General features: G+C 70.2%; 13 protein-coding genes and 1 pseudogene. All 14 read left to right on the forward strand.

The window, feature by feature from the left end; translation table 11 throughout:
• The first annotated feature begins 92 nt into the window (after positions 1-92).
• The 14 genes and pseudogenes from NW895_RS14240 to NW895_RS14305 all read left to right on the forward strand — a co-directional run bounded on the left by NW895_RS14240 (position 93) and on the right by NW895_RS14305 (position 14,201).
• Complete coding sequence (locus NW895_RS14240; protein ID WP_289935859.1) at positions 93-761, forward strand: vitamin K epoxide reductase family protein; 669 nt, start codon at positions 93-95, stop codon at positions 759-761.
• 44 nt (positions 762-805) lie between these two features.
• A complete protein-coding gene (locus NW895_RS14245) occupies positions 806-2,161 on the forward strand; it encodes a replication-associated recombination protein A (protein ID WP_289935860.1) in 1,356 nt (451 codons plus the stop codon).
• A gap of 303 nt (positions 2,162-2,464) precedes the next feature.
• A complete protein-coding gene (rpsD, locus tag NW895_RS14250) occupies positions 2,465-3,079 on the forward strand; it encodes a 30S ribosomal protein S4 (protein ID WP_103780920.1) in 615 nt (204 codons plus the stop codon).
• A 190-nt stretch (positions 3,080-3,269) separates the two neighbouring features.
• Positions 3,270-3,716 (forward strand): DUF948 domain-containing protein, encoded by a 447-nt coding sequence (locus NW895_RS14255; RefSeq protein ID WP_289935862.1) that lies wholly within the window; start codon positions 3,270-3,272, stop codon positions 3,714-3,716.
• 3 nt (positions 3,717-3,719) lie between these two features.
• Complete coding sequence (locus NW895_RS14260; RefSeq protein WP_289935863.1) at positions 3,720-4,079, forward strand: hypothetical protein; 360 nt, start codon at positions 3,720-3,722, stop codon at positions 4,077-4,079.
• Entirely contained in the window at positions 4,079-6,748 is a 2,670-nt protein-coding gene (alaS, locus tag NW895_RS14265) for an alanine--tRNA ligase (RefSeq protein WP_289935864.1), read from the forward strand. Before NW895_RS14260 ends, alaS begins: the two co-directional genes overlap by 1 nt.
• The gene (gene ruvX, locus NW895_RS14270; protein ID WP_289935865.1) at positions 6,748-7,212 is read left to right on the forward strand and encodes a Holliday junction resolvase RuvX; all 465 of its coding nucleotides are present in this window, start codon (positions 6,748-6,750) and stop codon (positions 7,210-7,212) included. Before alaS ends, ruvX begins: the two co-directional genes overlap by 1 nt.
• A gap of 121 nt (positions 7,213-7,333) precedes the next feature.
• A complete protein-coding gene (mltG, locus tag NW895_RS14275; protein ID WP_289935866.1) occupies positions 7,334-8,995 on the forward strand; it encodes an endolytic transglycosylase MltG in 1,662 nt (553 codons plus the stop codon).
• Complete coding sequence (locus NW895_RS14280; protein ID WP_289935867.1) at positions 8,976-9,815, forward strand: shikimate dehydrogenase; 840 nt, start codon at positions 8,976-8,978, stop codon at positions 9,813-9,815. Before mltG ends, NW895_RS14280 begins: the two co-directional genes overlap by 20 nt.
• A 178-nt stretch (positions 9,816-9,993) precedes the next feature.
• Positions 9,994-10,176 (forward strand): annotated as a pseudogene (locus tag NW895_RS14285) (2Fe-2S iron-sulfur cluster-binding protein); the annotation flags it as partial.
• A 173-nt stretch (positions 10,177-10,349) separates the two neighbouring features.
• Positions 10,350-11,534: a chorismate synthase gene (aroC, locus tag NW895_RS14290; protein ID WP_289935868.1), complete on the forward strand. Its 1,185-nt coding sequence runs from the start codon at positions 10,350-10,352 to the stop codon at positions 11,532-11,534.
• Positions 11,531-12,046 carry a shikimate kinase gene (locus NW895_RS14295; RefSeq protein WP_289935869.1) on the forward strand — a complete coding sequence of 172 codons (516 nt, stop codon included), beginning with the start codon at positions 11,531-11,533 and terminating at the stop codon, positions 12,044-12,046. Before aroC ends, NW895_RS14295 begins: the two co-directional genes overlap by 4 nt.
• Positions 12,043-13,134 carry a 3-dehydroquinate synthase gene (aroB, locus tag NW895_RS14300; protein ID WP_289935870.1) on the forward strand — a complete coding sequence of 364 codons (1,092 nt, stop codon included), beginning with the start codon at positions 12,043-12,045 and terminating at the stop codon, positions 13,132-13,134. Before NW895_RS14295 ends, aroB begins: the two co-directional genes overlap by 4 nt.
• A gap of 194 nt (positions 13,135-13,328) precedes the next feature.
• Positions 13,329-14,201 carry a Pro-rich N-terminal domain-containing protein gene (locus NW895_RS14305; RefSeq protein ID WP_289935871.1) on the forward strand — a complete coding sequence of 291 codons (873 nt, stop codon included), beginning with the start codon at positions 13,329-13,331 and terminating at the stop codon, positions 14,199-14,201.
• Positions 14,202-14,871: the final 670 nt, after the last annotated feature.

Raw genomic sequence — 14,871 nt, forward strand, 5'->3', positions numbered from 1 at the left:
CTTATGTCCACTGAACGGTGGACACGCGCGCGCGTGCGGCACAATGGGCCTGCACGAAGCAGATCCGACCCTCTAGTGACGGAATCGGCGTGATGAGCAAGACGACAGTCAAGGACGTCTCCACGGAGCCTGAGCCCGAGCATTCGACGGAGCGCACGGCCGCCGCATCCCGTGCCGAGGGCGGAAGCCGGGCCTTCGCCCTGCTGCTGGTCATCACCGGAGCGGCCGGGCTGCTCGCCGCGTGGGTCATCACGATCGACAAGTTCAAGCTGCTGGAGGCCAAGGTCGAGGGGAAGACCTTCGTCCCGGGCTGCAGCCTGAACCCCATCGTGTCCTGCGGCAGCGTCATGGAGAGCAAGCAGGCCGCCGTCTTCGGGTTCCCCAATCCGATGCTCGGCCTCGTCGCCTACGGCATCGTCATCTGCGTCGGCATGAGCCTGCTGGCCCGCGCCCGCTTCCCGCGCTGGTACTGGCTCACCTTCAACGCGGGCTGCCTGTTCGGCGTCGGCTTCTGCGCCTGGCTGATGTTCCAGTCCCTGTACCGGATCAACGCACTGTGCCTGTGGTGCTGCCTGGCCTGGGTCGCGACGATCATCATGTTCTGGTACGTGACCTCGTTCAACGTCCGCAAGGGCTTCCTGCCCGCACCCGGCTGGCTGAAGGGCTTCTTCGGCGAGTTCACCTGGGTGCTGCCGGTCCTGCACATCGGCATCATCGGCATGCTGATCCTCACCCGCTGGTGGGACTTCTGGACCGGCTGACGCCGATCACCGCGTTGTCAGTGCGGTGATTTAGGGTTTCCAGCGTGGAGCCCGACCTGTTCACCGCCGCCGCAGAAGAACGCCAGGAGAAGGACCCGACCAGCAGCCCCCTGGCCGTGCGGATGCGCCCGCGCACTCTCGACGAGGTCGTGGGCCAGCGGCATCTGCTGAAGCCCGGCTCGCCCCTGCGCAGACTGGTCGGCGAGGGGGCGAACGGCCCGGCGGGACCGTCCTCGGTGATCCTCTGGGGCCCGCCCGGCACCGGCAAGACCACCCTGGCGTACGTCGTCTCCAAGGCCACCAACAAGCGCTTCGTCGAACTGTCGGCGATCACCGCGGGCGTCAAGGAGGTCCGCACGGTCATCGACGGCGCCCGTCGCGCCTCCGGGGGATACGGCAAGGAGACCGTCCTCTTCCTCGACGAGATCCACCGCTTCAGCAAGGCCCAGCAGGACTCCCTGCTCCCGGCCGTCGAGAACCGCTGGGTGACGCTGATCGCCGCGACGACCGAGAACCCGTACTTCTCGGTGATCTCGCCCCTGCTGTCCCGCTCGCTGCTGCTGACCCTCGAACCCCTCACGGACGACGACGTGCGCGGCCTGATCCACCGCGCCCTGACCGAGGAGCGCGGTCTGGGCGGCGCCGTCACCCTCCCCGAGGACACCGAGAGCCACCTGCTGCGCATCGCCGGCGGCGACGCCCGCCGCGCCCTGACCGCCCTGGAGGCCGCCGCCGGAGCCGCGCTCGACAAGGGCGAGACGGAGATCGGCCTGACGACCCTGGAGGAGACGGTCGACCGGGCCGCCGTGAAGTACGACCGGGACGGCGACCAGCACTACGACGTCGCCAGCGCCCTGATCAAGTCCATCCGCGGCTCCGACGTCGACGCCGCCCTGCACTACCTGGCCCGGATGATCGAGGCCGGCGAGGACCCCCGCTTCATCGCCCGCCGCCTGATGATCTCCGCCAGCGAGGACATCGGCCTCGCCGACCCGAACGCCCTCTCCATAGCGGTGGCCGCCGCCCAGGCCGTCGCCATGATCGGCTTCCCGGAGGCCGCGCTCACCCTGAGCCACGCCACCATCGCCCTCGCCCTGGCCCCCAAGTCCAATTCCGCGACCACCGCGATCGGCGCCGCCCTGGACGACGTACGCAAGGGATTGGCTGGGCCGGTACCGGCCCACCTGCGCGACAGCCACTACAAGGGCGCGGGCAAGCTCGGTCACGGGCAGGGGTACGTCTACCCGCACGACCTGCCCGAAGGCATCGCCGCCCAGCAGTACGCGCCGGACGCGATCAAGGAGCGGGAGTACTACACCCCGACCCGGCACGGTGCCGAGGCGCGGTACGCGGACGCGGTGGAGTGGACCAGGAAGCACCTCGGTCGCAAGCGGTCCTGAGCACGCGGTAGACTCGCTCGGAGTGCTGAGTCCTGTGCAGTCAGAGCAGGAGAGTCAGCCGGAGACCCAGTCCCTCCCGGACTGACTCCAGGAGCGTCGCGCACCGTCGAACGGTGTCGCGGGCAGCCCACCACCACCCGGAGCCCCGGGAACGGTCGGTGGGCCACTCGCGTGCTGCACGTATGTGCCCAGACCAGGGAAGCGGCTGCCCGGCAGGTCCCCGTGAGGACCCGGCGGGATTCCCCGGCTGCGGATGCGACCTCCCTCAACCCTGACAAGCCGACACCAGGAAATGAGAGAAAAGTGGCGAACCAGTCCCGCCCCAAGGTCAAGAAGTCGCGTGCCCTCGGCATCGCGCTGACCCCGAAGGCCGTCAAGTACTTCGAGGCCCGCCCCTACCCGCCGGGTGAGCACGGCCGCGGCCGCAAGCAGAACTCGGACTACAAGGTCCGTCTGCTGGAGAAGCAGCGCCTGCGCGCTCAGTACGACATCTCCGAGCGCCAGCTGGTCCGCGCCTACGAGCGCGCGTCCAAGGTCCAGGGCAAGACCGGTGAGGCCCTGATCGTGGAGCTGGAGAAGCGCCTCGACGCGCTGGTCCTGCGTTCGGGCATCGCCCGCACGATCTACCAGGCCCGCCAGATGGTCGTCCACGGACACATCCAGGTCAACGGCAAGAAGGTCGACAAGCCGTCGTTCGTCGTCCGTCCCGACGACGTGGTGCAGGTCCGCGACCGCAGCAAGGACAAGACGCTCTTCCAGATCGCCCGCGAGGGTGGCTTCGCCCCCGACGGCGAGACCCCGCGCTACCTGCAGGTGAACCTCAAGGCCCTGGCGTTCCGCCTGGACCGCGAGCCGAACCGCAAGGAGATCCCGGTGATCTGCGACGAGCAGCTCGTCGTCGAGTACTACGCCCGCTGACCCCAGCCGGGCCGCAGTACCCCAGCCCGCCGTCCCGTCCGCCCGCTTCGGGCGGGCGAGCCGGCGGGCTTTCGCGATTCCGCTGTGCCCGACGCTAATCCGGTACGGAGCGCCACCCCCGGCGCGATAGGCTCGGTGGCACGACTTTCTCGATGTTCAGGCAATTGTTCAGGCACGTTTCAGGGAGCGGGTGCATCCAGTGTCCGGTGGAGAGGTGGCCGGAATCCTGGTGGCCGTCTTCTGGGCGATCCTGGTCTCCTTCCTCGCCGTCGCGCTGGCGAGGCTGGCCCAGACGCTCAGGGCGACCACCAAGCTCGTGGCGGACGTGACCGACCAGGCCGTCCCGCTGCTGGCCGACGCCTCCGCGGCGGTGCGCTCCGCGCAGACCCAGATCGACCGGGTCGACGCGATCGCCTCCGACGTCCAGGAGGTCACGTCGAACGCCTCCGCACTGTCGACCACCGTCGCCTCCACCTTCGGTGGCCCCCTGGTCAAGGTCGCCGCCTTCGGTTACGGCGTGCGCCGGGCCCTGAGCGGGAACCGGGAGGACGTGTCCGCCAAGACGGCGAGGCGCACCGTGATCGTGGGCCGCACCGTGCCGGCCGCGCGGCGGGTGAAGCGGAAGAAGAAGGACTAGCGAATGTTCCGCCGTACGTTCTGGTTCACCACAGGTGTAGCCGCCGGTGTGTGGGCCACCACCAAGGTCAACCGCAAGCTGAGGCAGCTGACCCCCGAGCACCTCGCCACGCAGGCGGCGAACAAGGCGATCGAGGCCGGCCACCGCCTGAAGGACCGCGCGGTCGGCTTCGCGCTCGACGTCCGCGACAACATGGCCCAGCGCGAGGCCGAACTGGGCGACGCGCTCGGGCTCAACGCCCCCGTCGACCCCGAACTGCCCGCACCCAGGCGGTACGCCGCCATCGAGAACCGCAACAGCCCGAAGTACGTCGACGGCTCGACGTACCAGACGTACTCGTACAACCGGAATGAGGACCACTGATGGAGTCGGCTGAGATCCGCCGCCGCTGGTTGAGCTTCTTCGAGGAGCGCGGTCACACCGTCGTCCCTTCGGCGTCGCTCATCGCGGACGACCCGACTCTGCTGCTCGTCCCGGCCGGCATGGTGCCCTTCAAGCCCTACTTCCTGGGCGAGGTGAAGCCGCCGTTCGCGCGCGCCACGAGCGTGCAGAAGTGCGTCCGCACGCCCGACATCGAAGAGGTCGGCAAGACCACGCGGCACGGCACGTTCTTCCAGATGTGCGGCAACTTCTCCTTCGGTGACTACTTCAAGGAAGGCGCCATCAAGCTCGCCTGGGAGCTGCTCACCACGCCCCAGGACAAGGGCGGTTACGGCCTCGACCCCGAGCGTCTGTGGATCACCGTCTACAAGGACGACGACGAGGCCGAGCGCATCTGGCACGAGGTCGTCGGCGTGCCCAAGGAGCGCATCCAGCGCCTGGGCAAGAAGGACAACTACTGGGACATGGGCGTCCCCGGCCCCTGCGGCCCCTGCTCCGAGATCAACTACGACCGCGGCCCCGAGTTCGGCGCCGAGGGCGGCCCCGCCGTCAACGACGAGCGGTACGTGGAGATCTGGAACCTCGTCTTCATGCAGTACGAGCGGGGTGAGGGACCGGGCAAGGACTACCCGATCCTCGGCGACCTGCCGAGCAAGAACATCGACACCGGCCTCGGCCTTGAGCGGCTCGCCATGATTCTGCAGGGCGTGCAGAACATGTACGAGATCGACACCTCCATGGCCGTCATCGACAAGGCCACCGAGCTGACCGGCGTCCGCTACGGCGACGCCCACGCCTCGGACATCTCCCTGCGCGTGGTCACCGACCACATGCGCACCGCCACGATGCTCATCGGCGACGGCGTGACGCCGGGCAACGAGGGCCGCGGCTACGTGCTGCGCCGCATCATGCGCCGTGCCATCCGCAACATGCGCCTGCTCGGCGCCACCGGCCCGGTCGTCAAGGACCTGGTCGACGTCGTCATCGGCATGATGGGCCAGCAGTACCCCGAGCTCATCACCGACCGCGAGCGCATCGAGAAGGTCGCCCTCGCCGAGGAGAACGCCTTCCTCAAGACGCTGAAGGCCGGCACCAACATCCTCGACACGGCCGTCAGCGACACCAAGGCCGCCGGCTCCACGGTCCTGCCCGGCGACAAGGCCTTCCTGCTCCACGACACCTGGGGCTTCCCGATCGACCTCACCCTGGAGATGGCCGCCGAGCAGGGCCTCTCCGTGGACGAGGAGGGCTTCCGCCGCCTGATGAAGGAGCAGCGGGAGCGCGCCAAGGCCGACGCCCAGGCCAAGAAGACCGGCCACGCCGACCTCGGTGCCTACCGCGAGATCGCCGACCGGGCCGGCGCCACCGACTTCATCGGCTACACCGACACCGACGGCGAGTCCACGGTCGTCGGCATCCTCGTCGACGGCGTCTCCTCTCCGGCCGCCACCGAGGGCGACGAGGTCGAGATCGTCCTCGACCGCACGCCCTTCTACGCCGAGGGCGGCGGTCAGATCGGCGACACCGGCCGCATCAAGGCCGACTCCGGTGCCGTCATCGAGGTGCGCGACTGCCAGAAGCCGGTCCCGGGCGTGTACGTCCACAAGGGCGTCGTCCAGGTCGGCGAGGTCACCGTCGGCGCCAAGGCCCACGCCTCCATCGACGCCCGCCGCCGCAAGGCCATCGCCCGCGCCCACTCGGCCACCCACCTCACGCACCAGGCCCTGCGCGACGCCCTCGGCCCGACGGCCGCCCAGGCCGGTTCCGAGAACCAGCCCGGCCGATTCCGCTTCGACTTCGGATCGCCCTCCGCCGTCCCGACGGCCGTGATGACCGATGTCGAGCAGAAGATCAACGAGGTGCTCGCCCGCGACCTGGACGTGCGCGCCGACGTCATGGGCATCGACGAGGCCAAGAAGCAGGGCGCCATCGCCGAGTTCGGCGAGAAGTACGGCGACCGGGTCCGCGTCGTGACCATCGGCGACTTCTCCAAGGAGCTGTGCGGCGGCACGCACGTGCACAACACCGCCCAGCTGGGCCTGGTGAAGCTGCTCGGCGAGTCGTCCATCGGCTCGGGTGTCCGCCGTATCGAGGCTCTCGTCGGGGTGGACGCCTACAACTTCCTCGCCCGTGAGCACACGGTGGTCAACCAGCTCACCGAGCTGCTCAAGGGCCGCGCGGAGGAGCTGCCGGAGAAGGTCTCCGCCATGCTCGGCAAGCTGAAGGACGCCGAGAAGGAGATCGAGAAGTTCCGCGCCGAGAAGGTGCTCCAGGCCGCCGCCGGTCTCGCCGAGTCCGCCAAGGACGTGCGAGGCGTCGCCCTGGTCTCCGGCCAGGTCCCGGACGGCACCACCGCCGACGACCTGCGCAAGCTGGTCCTCGACGTACGCGGCCGCATCCAGGGCGGACGGGCCGCTGTCGTGGCCCTGTTCACGACCGTCAACGGCAAGCCGCTGACGGTCATCGCCACCAACGAGGCCGCCCGCGAGCGCGGTCTGAAGGCCGGTGACCTGGTCCGTACGGCCGCCAAGACCCTCGGCGGCGGCGGTGGCGGCAAGCCGGACGTCGCTCAGGGCGGTGGCCAGAACCCGGCCGCCATCGGCGAGGCCATCGACGCCGTCGAGCGGCTCGTGGCGGAAACGGCCAAGTGATGCGCAGAGGACGTCGGCTCGCGATCGACGTCGGGGACGCCCGCATCGGGGTCGCCTCGTGCGACCCCGACGGGATCCTCGCCACGCCGGTCGAGACGGTCCCCGGGCGTGACATCCCAGCAGCTCAGCGGCGGTTGAAGCAGCTTGCCGAGGAGTACGAGCCGATCGAGATCGTCGTCGGTCTCCCTCGCTCCCTCAAGGGGGGCGAGGGCCCCGCCGCGGTAAAAGTTCGCGGCTTCGCTCAGGAACTGGCGCGCATGATCGCCCCCGTTCCGGTGAGACTGGTCGATGAGCGGATGACCACGGTGACGGCCAGTCAAGGACTGCGCGCATCAGGCGTGAAGACCAAGAAGGGCAGGTCCGTCATCGACCAGGCAGCTGCTGTGATCATCCTGCAGCAGGCTCTGGAATCCGAACGGGTGTCAGGTAAAGCACCCGGCGAGGGCGTCGAAGTGGTCATCTGATCGCGATACGGTAACGTTCCGCGCGATGCGACGGCGTTCGAACAGTCGCCGCACAACGAGAGGCGGAACGGTGGCCGAGCCGCAAAGACGGCTTCCACCGCCTCGCGGCTCTAGGGGATCGATGACTGAGTATGGCCGGGGCCAAGGCTCCGAACCGTGGCATCCGGAGGACCCGTTGTACGGGGACGGCGGATGGGGAGGACAGCAGGCCCAGGTGGGCCGGCAGTCCCCCTACGGCGGCCAGCCGCAGCACTATCCAGAGCAGCCGCAGTACGGCGACTGGGGCACCGGCGAGCAGGACGGATACGGTCAGTCGCAGCAGCAGTACCAGCAGTACGACCAGCAGCAGTACGACCAGCATTACGCCCCCCAGTCGCAGCAGGGCTACGACCAGGGCGGCTGGGCCACCGGCACGCACCCGCAGGTTCCGTACCCGGCCGACCCGGTCGACCCCTACGGTCAGCAGGCCGCCGCGTACGGCGCGGAGCAGTCCGACTTCTACGGCACGCCGGAGGGGTACCCGCCGCCGGAACCGCCGAGCCGCAGGCAGGCCGAACCGGAGCCGACGCGGACCGACTGGGACCCGGGGCCCGACCAGGGTGAGCACGCCTTCTTCGCGGGCGGCAACGATGACGACGACGCGGACGACGGCGACGGCGGGGACGGCCGTGGTGACCGGCGGGGCAAGGGCGGGAAGGGCAAGAAGCGCCGCAACGGCTGTGCCTGCCTGGTGGTGCTCCTGGTGCTCGCCGGCGGCGTGGGCGGAGTCGGATATTTCGGCTATCAGTTTTACCAGGATCGTTTCGGCGCGCCCCCGGACTATGCCGGGGAAGGCACGAAGACGATGGTGACCGTCGAGGTCCCCAAGGGCGCGCTGGGATACGAGATCGGCCAGAAGCTGAAAGCGGCGGGTGTCGTCAAGAGCGTCGACGCGTTCGTCGCCGCGCAGGAGCAGAATCCCGAGGGCAAAAAGATCCAGGCGGGTGCGTATCTGCTGCGGAAGCAGATGTCCGCCGCCAGCGCCGTGAAGATGATGCTCGACCCGAAGAGCCAGAACAATGTGCTGGTGCGGCCTGGTGAGCGCAATATCAGCGTCTACAAGGCCATCGACGAAAAACTCGAACTGTCGTCGGGCACGACCAGGAAGGTCGCGCTCAAGCAGTACAAGAGCCTCGGACTGCCGAGCTGGGCGAACGACAACCCCGATATCAAGGACCCGGTGGAAGGATTCCTCTTCCCCGGTACCTATCCGGCGGCCAAGGGTATGAAGCCCGAGACGGTGCTGAAGGAGATGGTGACCCAGGCTGCCGCGAAGTACAACAGTTACAACCTCGCGGCGAAGGCCAAGTCCCTGAACCTGGAAAACCCGCTGCAGGTCGTCACGGTGGCCAGCCTCGTCCAGGCCGAGGGCAAGACGGACGACGACTTCCGCAAGATGGCGGAGGTGGTCTACAACCGTCTCAAGCCGACGAACACCGAGACCAACCAGCTGTTGCAGTTCGACTCGACGTTCAATTACCTGAAGAACGAGAGCAACATCAACATCAGCGAGTCGGAGATCAACAGCAATACGGACCCGTACAACACGTACACCCAGAAGGGTCTGCCGCCCGGACCCATCGGCAACCCCGGTGACGACGCGCTGAAGGCGACGCTGAATCCGACGCACGACGGCTGGATCTACTTCGTCGCGACCGACGGTGTGAACAAAACCGAATTCGCCAGGACCTACGCCGAATTCGAGAAGCTCAAGGACAAGTTCAATGAAGCCTCGGGCCGCTGACGCCCGCCGGGCCGCCGTGCTCGGCTCACCCATCGCCCACTCCCTGTCGCCGGTACTGCATCGCACCGCCTACGAGGAACTGGGGCTGACCGGCTGGACGTACGACAGGTTCGAGGTCGACGAGGCGGCGCTGCCCGGATTCCTCGGCGAGCTCGGGCCGGAGTGGGCGGGGCTGTCACTGACCATGCCGCTGAAGCGGGCCGTCATCCCACTGCTCGACGAGATCAGCGAGACGGCGGCCTCCGTCGAGGCGGTCAACACCGTGGTGTTCACCGAGGACGGGCGCCGGGTCGGGGACAACACCGACATCCCCGGGATGGTGGCCGCCCTGCGGGAGCGCGGCATCGACCAGGTGGACTCGGCCGCGATCCTCGGCGCCGGAGCCACCGCCTCCTCGGCGCTGGCCGCGCTGGCCCGGATCTGTACCGGTGAGGTCGTCGCCTACGTACGCAGCGAGGCCCGCGCCGCCGAGATGCGGCAATGGGGTGAGCGGCTCGGCGTCGCGGTGCGCATCGCGGACTGGGCCGACGCGGCGCGGGCGCTGCACGCCCCGCTCGTCGTCGCCACCACCCCGGCCGGGACGACCGACGCACTCGCCTCCGAGGTCCCGGAGATGCCGGCGACCCTGTTCGACGTGCTCTACGACCCGTGGCCGACCGCGCTCGCCGCCCGCTGGTCGGCGCACGGCGGGGCGGTCGTCAGCGGCCTCGACCTGCTGGTGCACCAGGCGGTACTGCAGGTCGAGCAGATGACGGGGCGCGCCCCGGCCCCGCTGGACGCGATGCGCAAAGCGGGCGAGCACGCTCTGGCCGACCGCTGACGGCGTACACCACGTGGCCGGTGGTGACCCTGTGAAACTCCTGTACCAGGGAGTAACCACCGGTCGTCATCTCCGGGCGGCCCGGCACCGTCGGCGGGCCGCCGACCTACGCGCCAGGCAGCGCCGACGCGGCGGTTCCCACGCCGCCCGCACCGGCCGATCCGGTCGTCGGTGACACGAACAGGACGTCGCCCAGTGCGGCTACTGCCAGCCCGGACAGATCATCGCCGCCGTCGCTCTCCTCAAGCGCACCACCAACTCCACCGACGCCGACATCGACGAGATCGCCAACGTCTGCCGCTGCGGCACGTACTTCCGTATCCGCGAGGTGATCAGGAGCGCGGCGGCGCGGATGGGATGACACAGGACCCCGGACTGTCGCGTCCGCCTTGTGGACCTGCGGCCGGGCACGGCGCCGGACGTGGGAGGATCGGAGGTGGCGGGCCGGGACCGCGCACCCGGTCGAGCCGTCGCCGTACGCGAGGACACGCGTACGCAGGGCAGTAACCGGGGCGCGAGCACTGAGGAGCACCGTTGAGCAGGTTGCGCTGGCTGACCGCGGGGGAGTCCCACGGTCCCGCACTCGTGGCGACGCTGGAGGGCCTTCCCGCCGGCGTGCCGATCACCACGGACATGGTGGCGGACCATCTCGCGAGGCGGCGGCTGGGCTATGGGCGCGGTGCCCGGATGAAGTTCGAGCGGGACGAGGTCACCTTCATCGGCGGCGTCCGGCACGGCCTCACCCTCGGCTCCCCCGTCGCGATCATGGTGGGCAACACCGAGTGGCCGAAGTGGGAACAGGTCATGGCGGCCGACCCGGTGGATCCCGAGATCCTGGCCGGCCTCGCCCGCAACGCGCCGCTCACCCGGCCCCGGCCCGGCCACGCGGACCTCGCCGGCATGCAGAAGTACGGCTTCGACGAGGCCCGGCCGATCCTGGAGCGCGCCTCCGCGCGGGAGACCGCGGCCCGCGTGGCCCTGGGCGCGGTGGCGCGGTCGTACCTGAAGGAGACGGCCGGCATCGAGATCGTCTCGCACGTCGTCGAGCTGTGCTCCGTGAAGGCGCCGCAAGGCGTGTACCCGACCCCGGCCGACGTCGAGAAGCTGGATGCCGACCCGCTGCGCTGCCTGGACGCGGACGCGTCGAAGGCGATGGTCGCGGAGGTCGACCAGGCCCACAAGGACGGCGACACGCTCGGTGGCGTGGTCGAGATCCTGGCGTACGGCGTCCCCGTCGGCCTGGGTTCGCACGTCCACTGGGACCGCAAGCTGGACGCCCGGCTCGCGGGCGCCCTCATGGGGATCCAGGCGATCAAGGGCGTCGAGATCGGCGACGGCTTCGAGCTGGCGCGGGTGCCCGGATCCAAGGCGCACGACGAGATCGTCAAGACCGACGAGGGCATCCGGCGCACCTCCGGCCGCTCGGGCGGAACCGAGGGCGGCCTGTCCACCGGTGAGCTGCTGCGGGTACGTGCCGCGATGAAGCCGATCGCGACTGTGCCACGCGCTCTGCAGACCGTGGACGTGACCACCGGCGAGGCGGCCGCCGCCCACCACCAGCGTTCGGACGTTTCGGCGGTACCGGCGGCCGGCATCGTCGCCGAGGCGATGGTGGCGCTGGTGCTGGCGGACGCCGTGGCCGAGAAGTTCGGCGGCGACTCGGTGACCGAGACCCGCCGCAACGTCCGGTCGTACCTCGACAACCTGGCCATCCGATGAGCGCACCGACGATCGTCCTGGTCGGCCCGATGGGGGTGGGCAAGTCCACCGTCGGGCAGCTGCTCGCCGAGCGGCTCGGGGTCGGCTACCGCGACACGGACGACGACATCGTGGCCGAGCAGGGCCGGACCATCGCCGAGATCTTCGTGGACGAGGGCGAGCCGGCCTTCCGGGCGATCGAGAAGCAGGCCGTGCGTCGGGCGCTCGCCGAGCACGACGGGGTACTGGCGCTCGGCGGCGGCGCGATCCTCGACGCGGACACGCGCGCGCTGCTCGACGGGCAGCGGGTCGTCTACCTCTCGATGGAGGTGGACGAGGCGGTCAAGCGCACCGGCCTCAACGCGGCCCGCCCGCTGCTCGCCGTCAACCCGCGCAAACAGTGGCGCGAGCTGATGGAGGCCCGTCGGCACCTGTACGAGGAGGTCGCCACGGCCGTCGTACCAACCGATGGCCGTACGCCGGAAGAGGTCACCCAAGCCGCCCTCGACGCAATGGAGCTGAAAGAAGCATGAGCGAGGCAGTGACGCGGATCCAGGTCGGCGGCACCGCGGGCACCGACCCGTACGAGGTTCTGGTGGGCCGTCAGCTCCTGGGTGAGCTGGGCGGATTGATCGGGGCGAAGGCCAAGCGGGTCGCCGTCATCCACCCCGAGGCGCTCGCCGAGACCGGTGACGCGCTGCGGGCCGATCTGGCCGGGCAGGGCTACGAGGCGGTCGCCATCCAGGTGCCCAACGCGGAGGAGGCCAAGACCGCGGAGGTCGCCGCCTACTGCTGGAAGGCGCTCGGCCAGTCCGGATTCACCCGCACCGACGTCATCGTGGGCGTGGGCGGCGGCGCGACGACGGACCTGGCCGGGTTCGTGGCCGCGACCTGGCTGCGCGGGGTGCGCTGGATCGCGATCCCGACCACCGTGCTGGCCATGGTGGACGCCGCCGTCGGCGGCAAGACCGGCATCAACACCGCCGAGGGCAAGAACCTCGTGGGCGCCTTCCACCCGCCCGCCGGCGTGCTGTGCGACCTGGCCGCGCTGGACTCCCTGCCCGTCAACGACTACGTGTCGGGACTCGCGGAGGTCATCAAGGCGGGCTTCATCGCCGACCCGGTCATCCTCGACCTCATCGAGGCCGACCCCGAGGCCGCCCGTACCCCGGCAGGCCCGCACACGGCCGAGCTGATCGAGCGCTCCATCCGGGTGAAGGCCGAGGTCGTCTCCTCCGACCTGAAGGAGTCGGGCCTGCGCGAGATCCTCAACTACGGCCACACGCTCGGTCACGCCATCGAGAAGAACGAGCGCTACAAGTGGCGCCACGGCGCCGCGGTGTCGGTGGGCATGCACTTCGCCGCCGAACTGGGCCGTCTGGCGGGCCGCCTGGACGACGCCACGGCCGACCGCCACCGCACGATCCTCGAATCGGTCGGGCTGCCGCTGCACTACCGCCACGACCAGTGGCCCAAGTTGCTGGAGACCATGAAGGTCGACAAGAAGTCCCGCGGCGACCTGCTGCGCTTCATCGTCCTCGACGGCCTCGCCAAGCCCACCGTCCTGGAGGGACCCGACCCGGCCGTCCTTCTCGCCGCGTACGGCGAAGTGGGCCAGTAAGTCCCCGGGTGGGTCCTCCCCCCGATGCGCCTTACGACACGGGCACTTCGGAGCGCCCCCGGCCGTTCACCAATCGACGGCAGGGGGCGGTACCGTTCGGATGGGGGGTGCCCCAACGCCTTTAGGCTGTGGGGGAATGCGGGTTCTTTCCCGCCGTCAGCGCCTATCGCCTGTACGAGACGGAGTGGCACCGGATGCAGCACGCAGTGGGTTCTCCGCTGCCGCCGCCCCACCAGCCGGGGCACGGACCGGCCGTCGGCTGGTCGCCGGCCGCACACCACCCGGGACACCCCGGGGCACACCAGGGTTCCGCCCCCGTGCCCCCGCCGCCCCCGGCACCCGGCTACCCCGGACAGACGCCACATCCCACCGTCCAGCACCCCACGGTTCCGCAGCACACCCCGGCCCCACCCGCGCCGGACACCACGGGACACGTCCCGCTGCCGCCGGGCGGCCCCGTCGCCGTGCCCAGCGCGCCTCCCGCCACGGCCATCGCGCCCGACCCGGCCACCACCACCATCGCGGTGCTGCTCATCGGGCCCGCGGGCGCCGGCAAGACCAGCGTCGCCAAGTACTGGGCGGACCACCGCCGGGTCCCCACCGCCCACATCAGCCTCGACGACGTCCGCGAGTGGGTCCGCTCGGGCTTCGCCGACCCCCAGTCCGGCTGGAACGACAACTCCGAGGCCCAGTACCGCCTCGCCCGCCGCACCTGCGGCTTCGCCGCGCGCAACTTCCTGGCCAACGGCATCTCGTGCATCCTCGACGACGCCGTCTTCCCCGACCGCCCGGTGGTGGGCCTCGGCGGCTGGAAACGGCACGTCGGCCCCGGCCTCCTCCCGGTGGTCATCCTCCCCGGCCTCGACATCGTCCTGGAACGCAACGCCGAACGCACCGGCAACCGCCGCCTCACCGACGAGGAGGTCGCCCGCATCCACGGCCGCATGGCCGGCTGGTACGGCTCGGGTCTGCCGATCATCGACAACTCCCAGCTGGACATCCCGGAGACGGCGAGGGTCCTGGACGACGTCCTGGCCAGGTCGATCGCGAGTCCGCCGAAGTGGTGACCGTGCCCTAGCACACCCGCGCCCGCGACGCACCGGAGCGGCGGTGGCGACGCCGCCAACCCCGCCGCTCGGCACGGCCCTCTACCCCTCCACTACGGCAGCGGACGGGTAGGGGGCCATGCCGCAGCGGCCTCACCACACCACGGCGACCGCGCCCGGCCCACCGGCCGTGACGCCACCGACCACATCGCCGGGGGCCCGACGACCGCGGCGACCGCGCCCCGCGCCTTGGCTGTGGGCACACTGGCCTCATGGCCGGGGGCTCACGTACCGCGGCGACCGTGCCCTGCCCCTTGGCTGTGGGCGCACCGGCTTCATGGCCGGGGGCTGCGCACGTCACGACCCCGCGCTGCCCACTGTGGGCGCGTCAGCTTCATTGCCCGAGGCAGCCGTGGGCGCACCGGCCTCACCGCCGGGGAACCGTGTACCGCCGCGACCGTGTCCCACCCACCGGCCGCACGCGCATCGGCACTCGGCGGAGGTCTGCACAGCGACGCGCCCCCGACCCGCCTCTGCCCGCACGCCCATGGGCCTCGCTGTCGGGGGCTGGTGCTGGGCTCGCCTGCGCGTGGGCCTTGCTGTCGGGGGCTGGTGCTGGGCTCGCCTGCGCGTGGGCCTTGCTGTCGGGGGCTGGTGCTGGGCTCGCCTGCGCGTGGGCCTTGCTGTCGGG

Origin of the sequence: Streptomyces sp. S.PNR 29, from assembly GCF_030386795.1 — a bacterium.
In the GTDB taxonomy this organism is placed as follows: Bacteria; Actinomycetota; Actinomycetes; order Streptomycetales; family Streptomycetaceae; genus Streptomyces.

What these genes read in the sequence shown, in the direction of transcription:
- NW895_RS14280 (WP_289935867.1), top strand. Translation starts at nt 8,976, where the DNA reads ATGAAGCCTCGGGCCGCTGACGCCCGCCGGGCCGCCGTGCTCGGCTCA.
- NW895_RS14295 (WP_289935869.1), top strand. Translation starts at nt 11,531, where the DNA reads ATGAGCGCACCGACGATCGTCCTGGTCGGCCCGATGGGGGTGGGCAAG.
- NW895_RS14260 (WP_289935863.1), top strand. Translation starts at nt 3,720, where the DNA reads ATGTTCCGCCGTACGTTCTGGTTCACCACAGGTGTAGCCGCCGGTGTG.
- mltG (WP_289935866.1), top strand. Translation starts at nt 7,334, where the DNA reads ATGACTGAGTATGGCCGGGGCCAAGGCTCCGAACCGTGGCATCCGGAG.
- alaS (WP_289935864.1), top strand. Translation starts at nt 4,079, where the DNA reads ATGGAGTCGGCTGAGATCCGCCGCCGCTGGTTGAGCTTCTTCGAGGAG.
- ruvX (WP_289935865.1), top strand. Translation starts at nt 6,748, where the DNA reads ATGCGCAGAGGACGTCGGCTCGCGATCGACGTCGGGGACGCCCGCATC.
- NW895_RS14240 (WP_289935859.1), top strand. Translation starts at nt 93, where the DNA reads ATGAGCAAGACGACAGTCAAGGACGTCTCCACGGAGCCTGAGCCCGAG.
- aroB (WP_289935870.1), top strand. Translation starts at nt 12,043, where the DNA reads ATGAGCGAGGCAGTGACGCGGATCCAGGTCGGCGGCACCGCGGGCACC.
- NW895_RS14305 (WP_289935871.1), top strand. Translation starts at nt 13,329, where the DNA reads ATGCAGCACGCAGTGGGTTCTCCGCTGCCGCCGCCCCACCAGCCGGGG.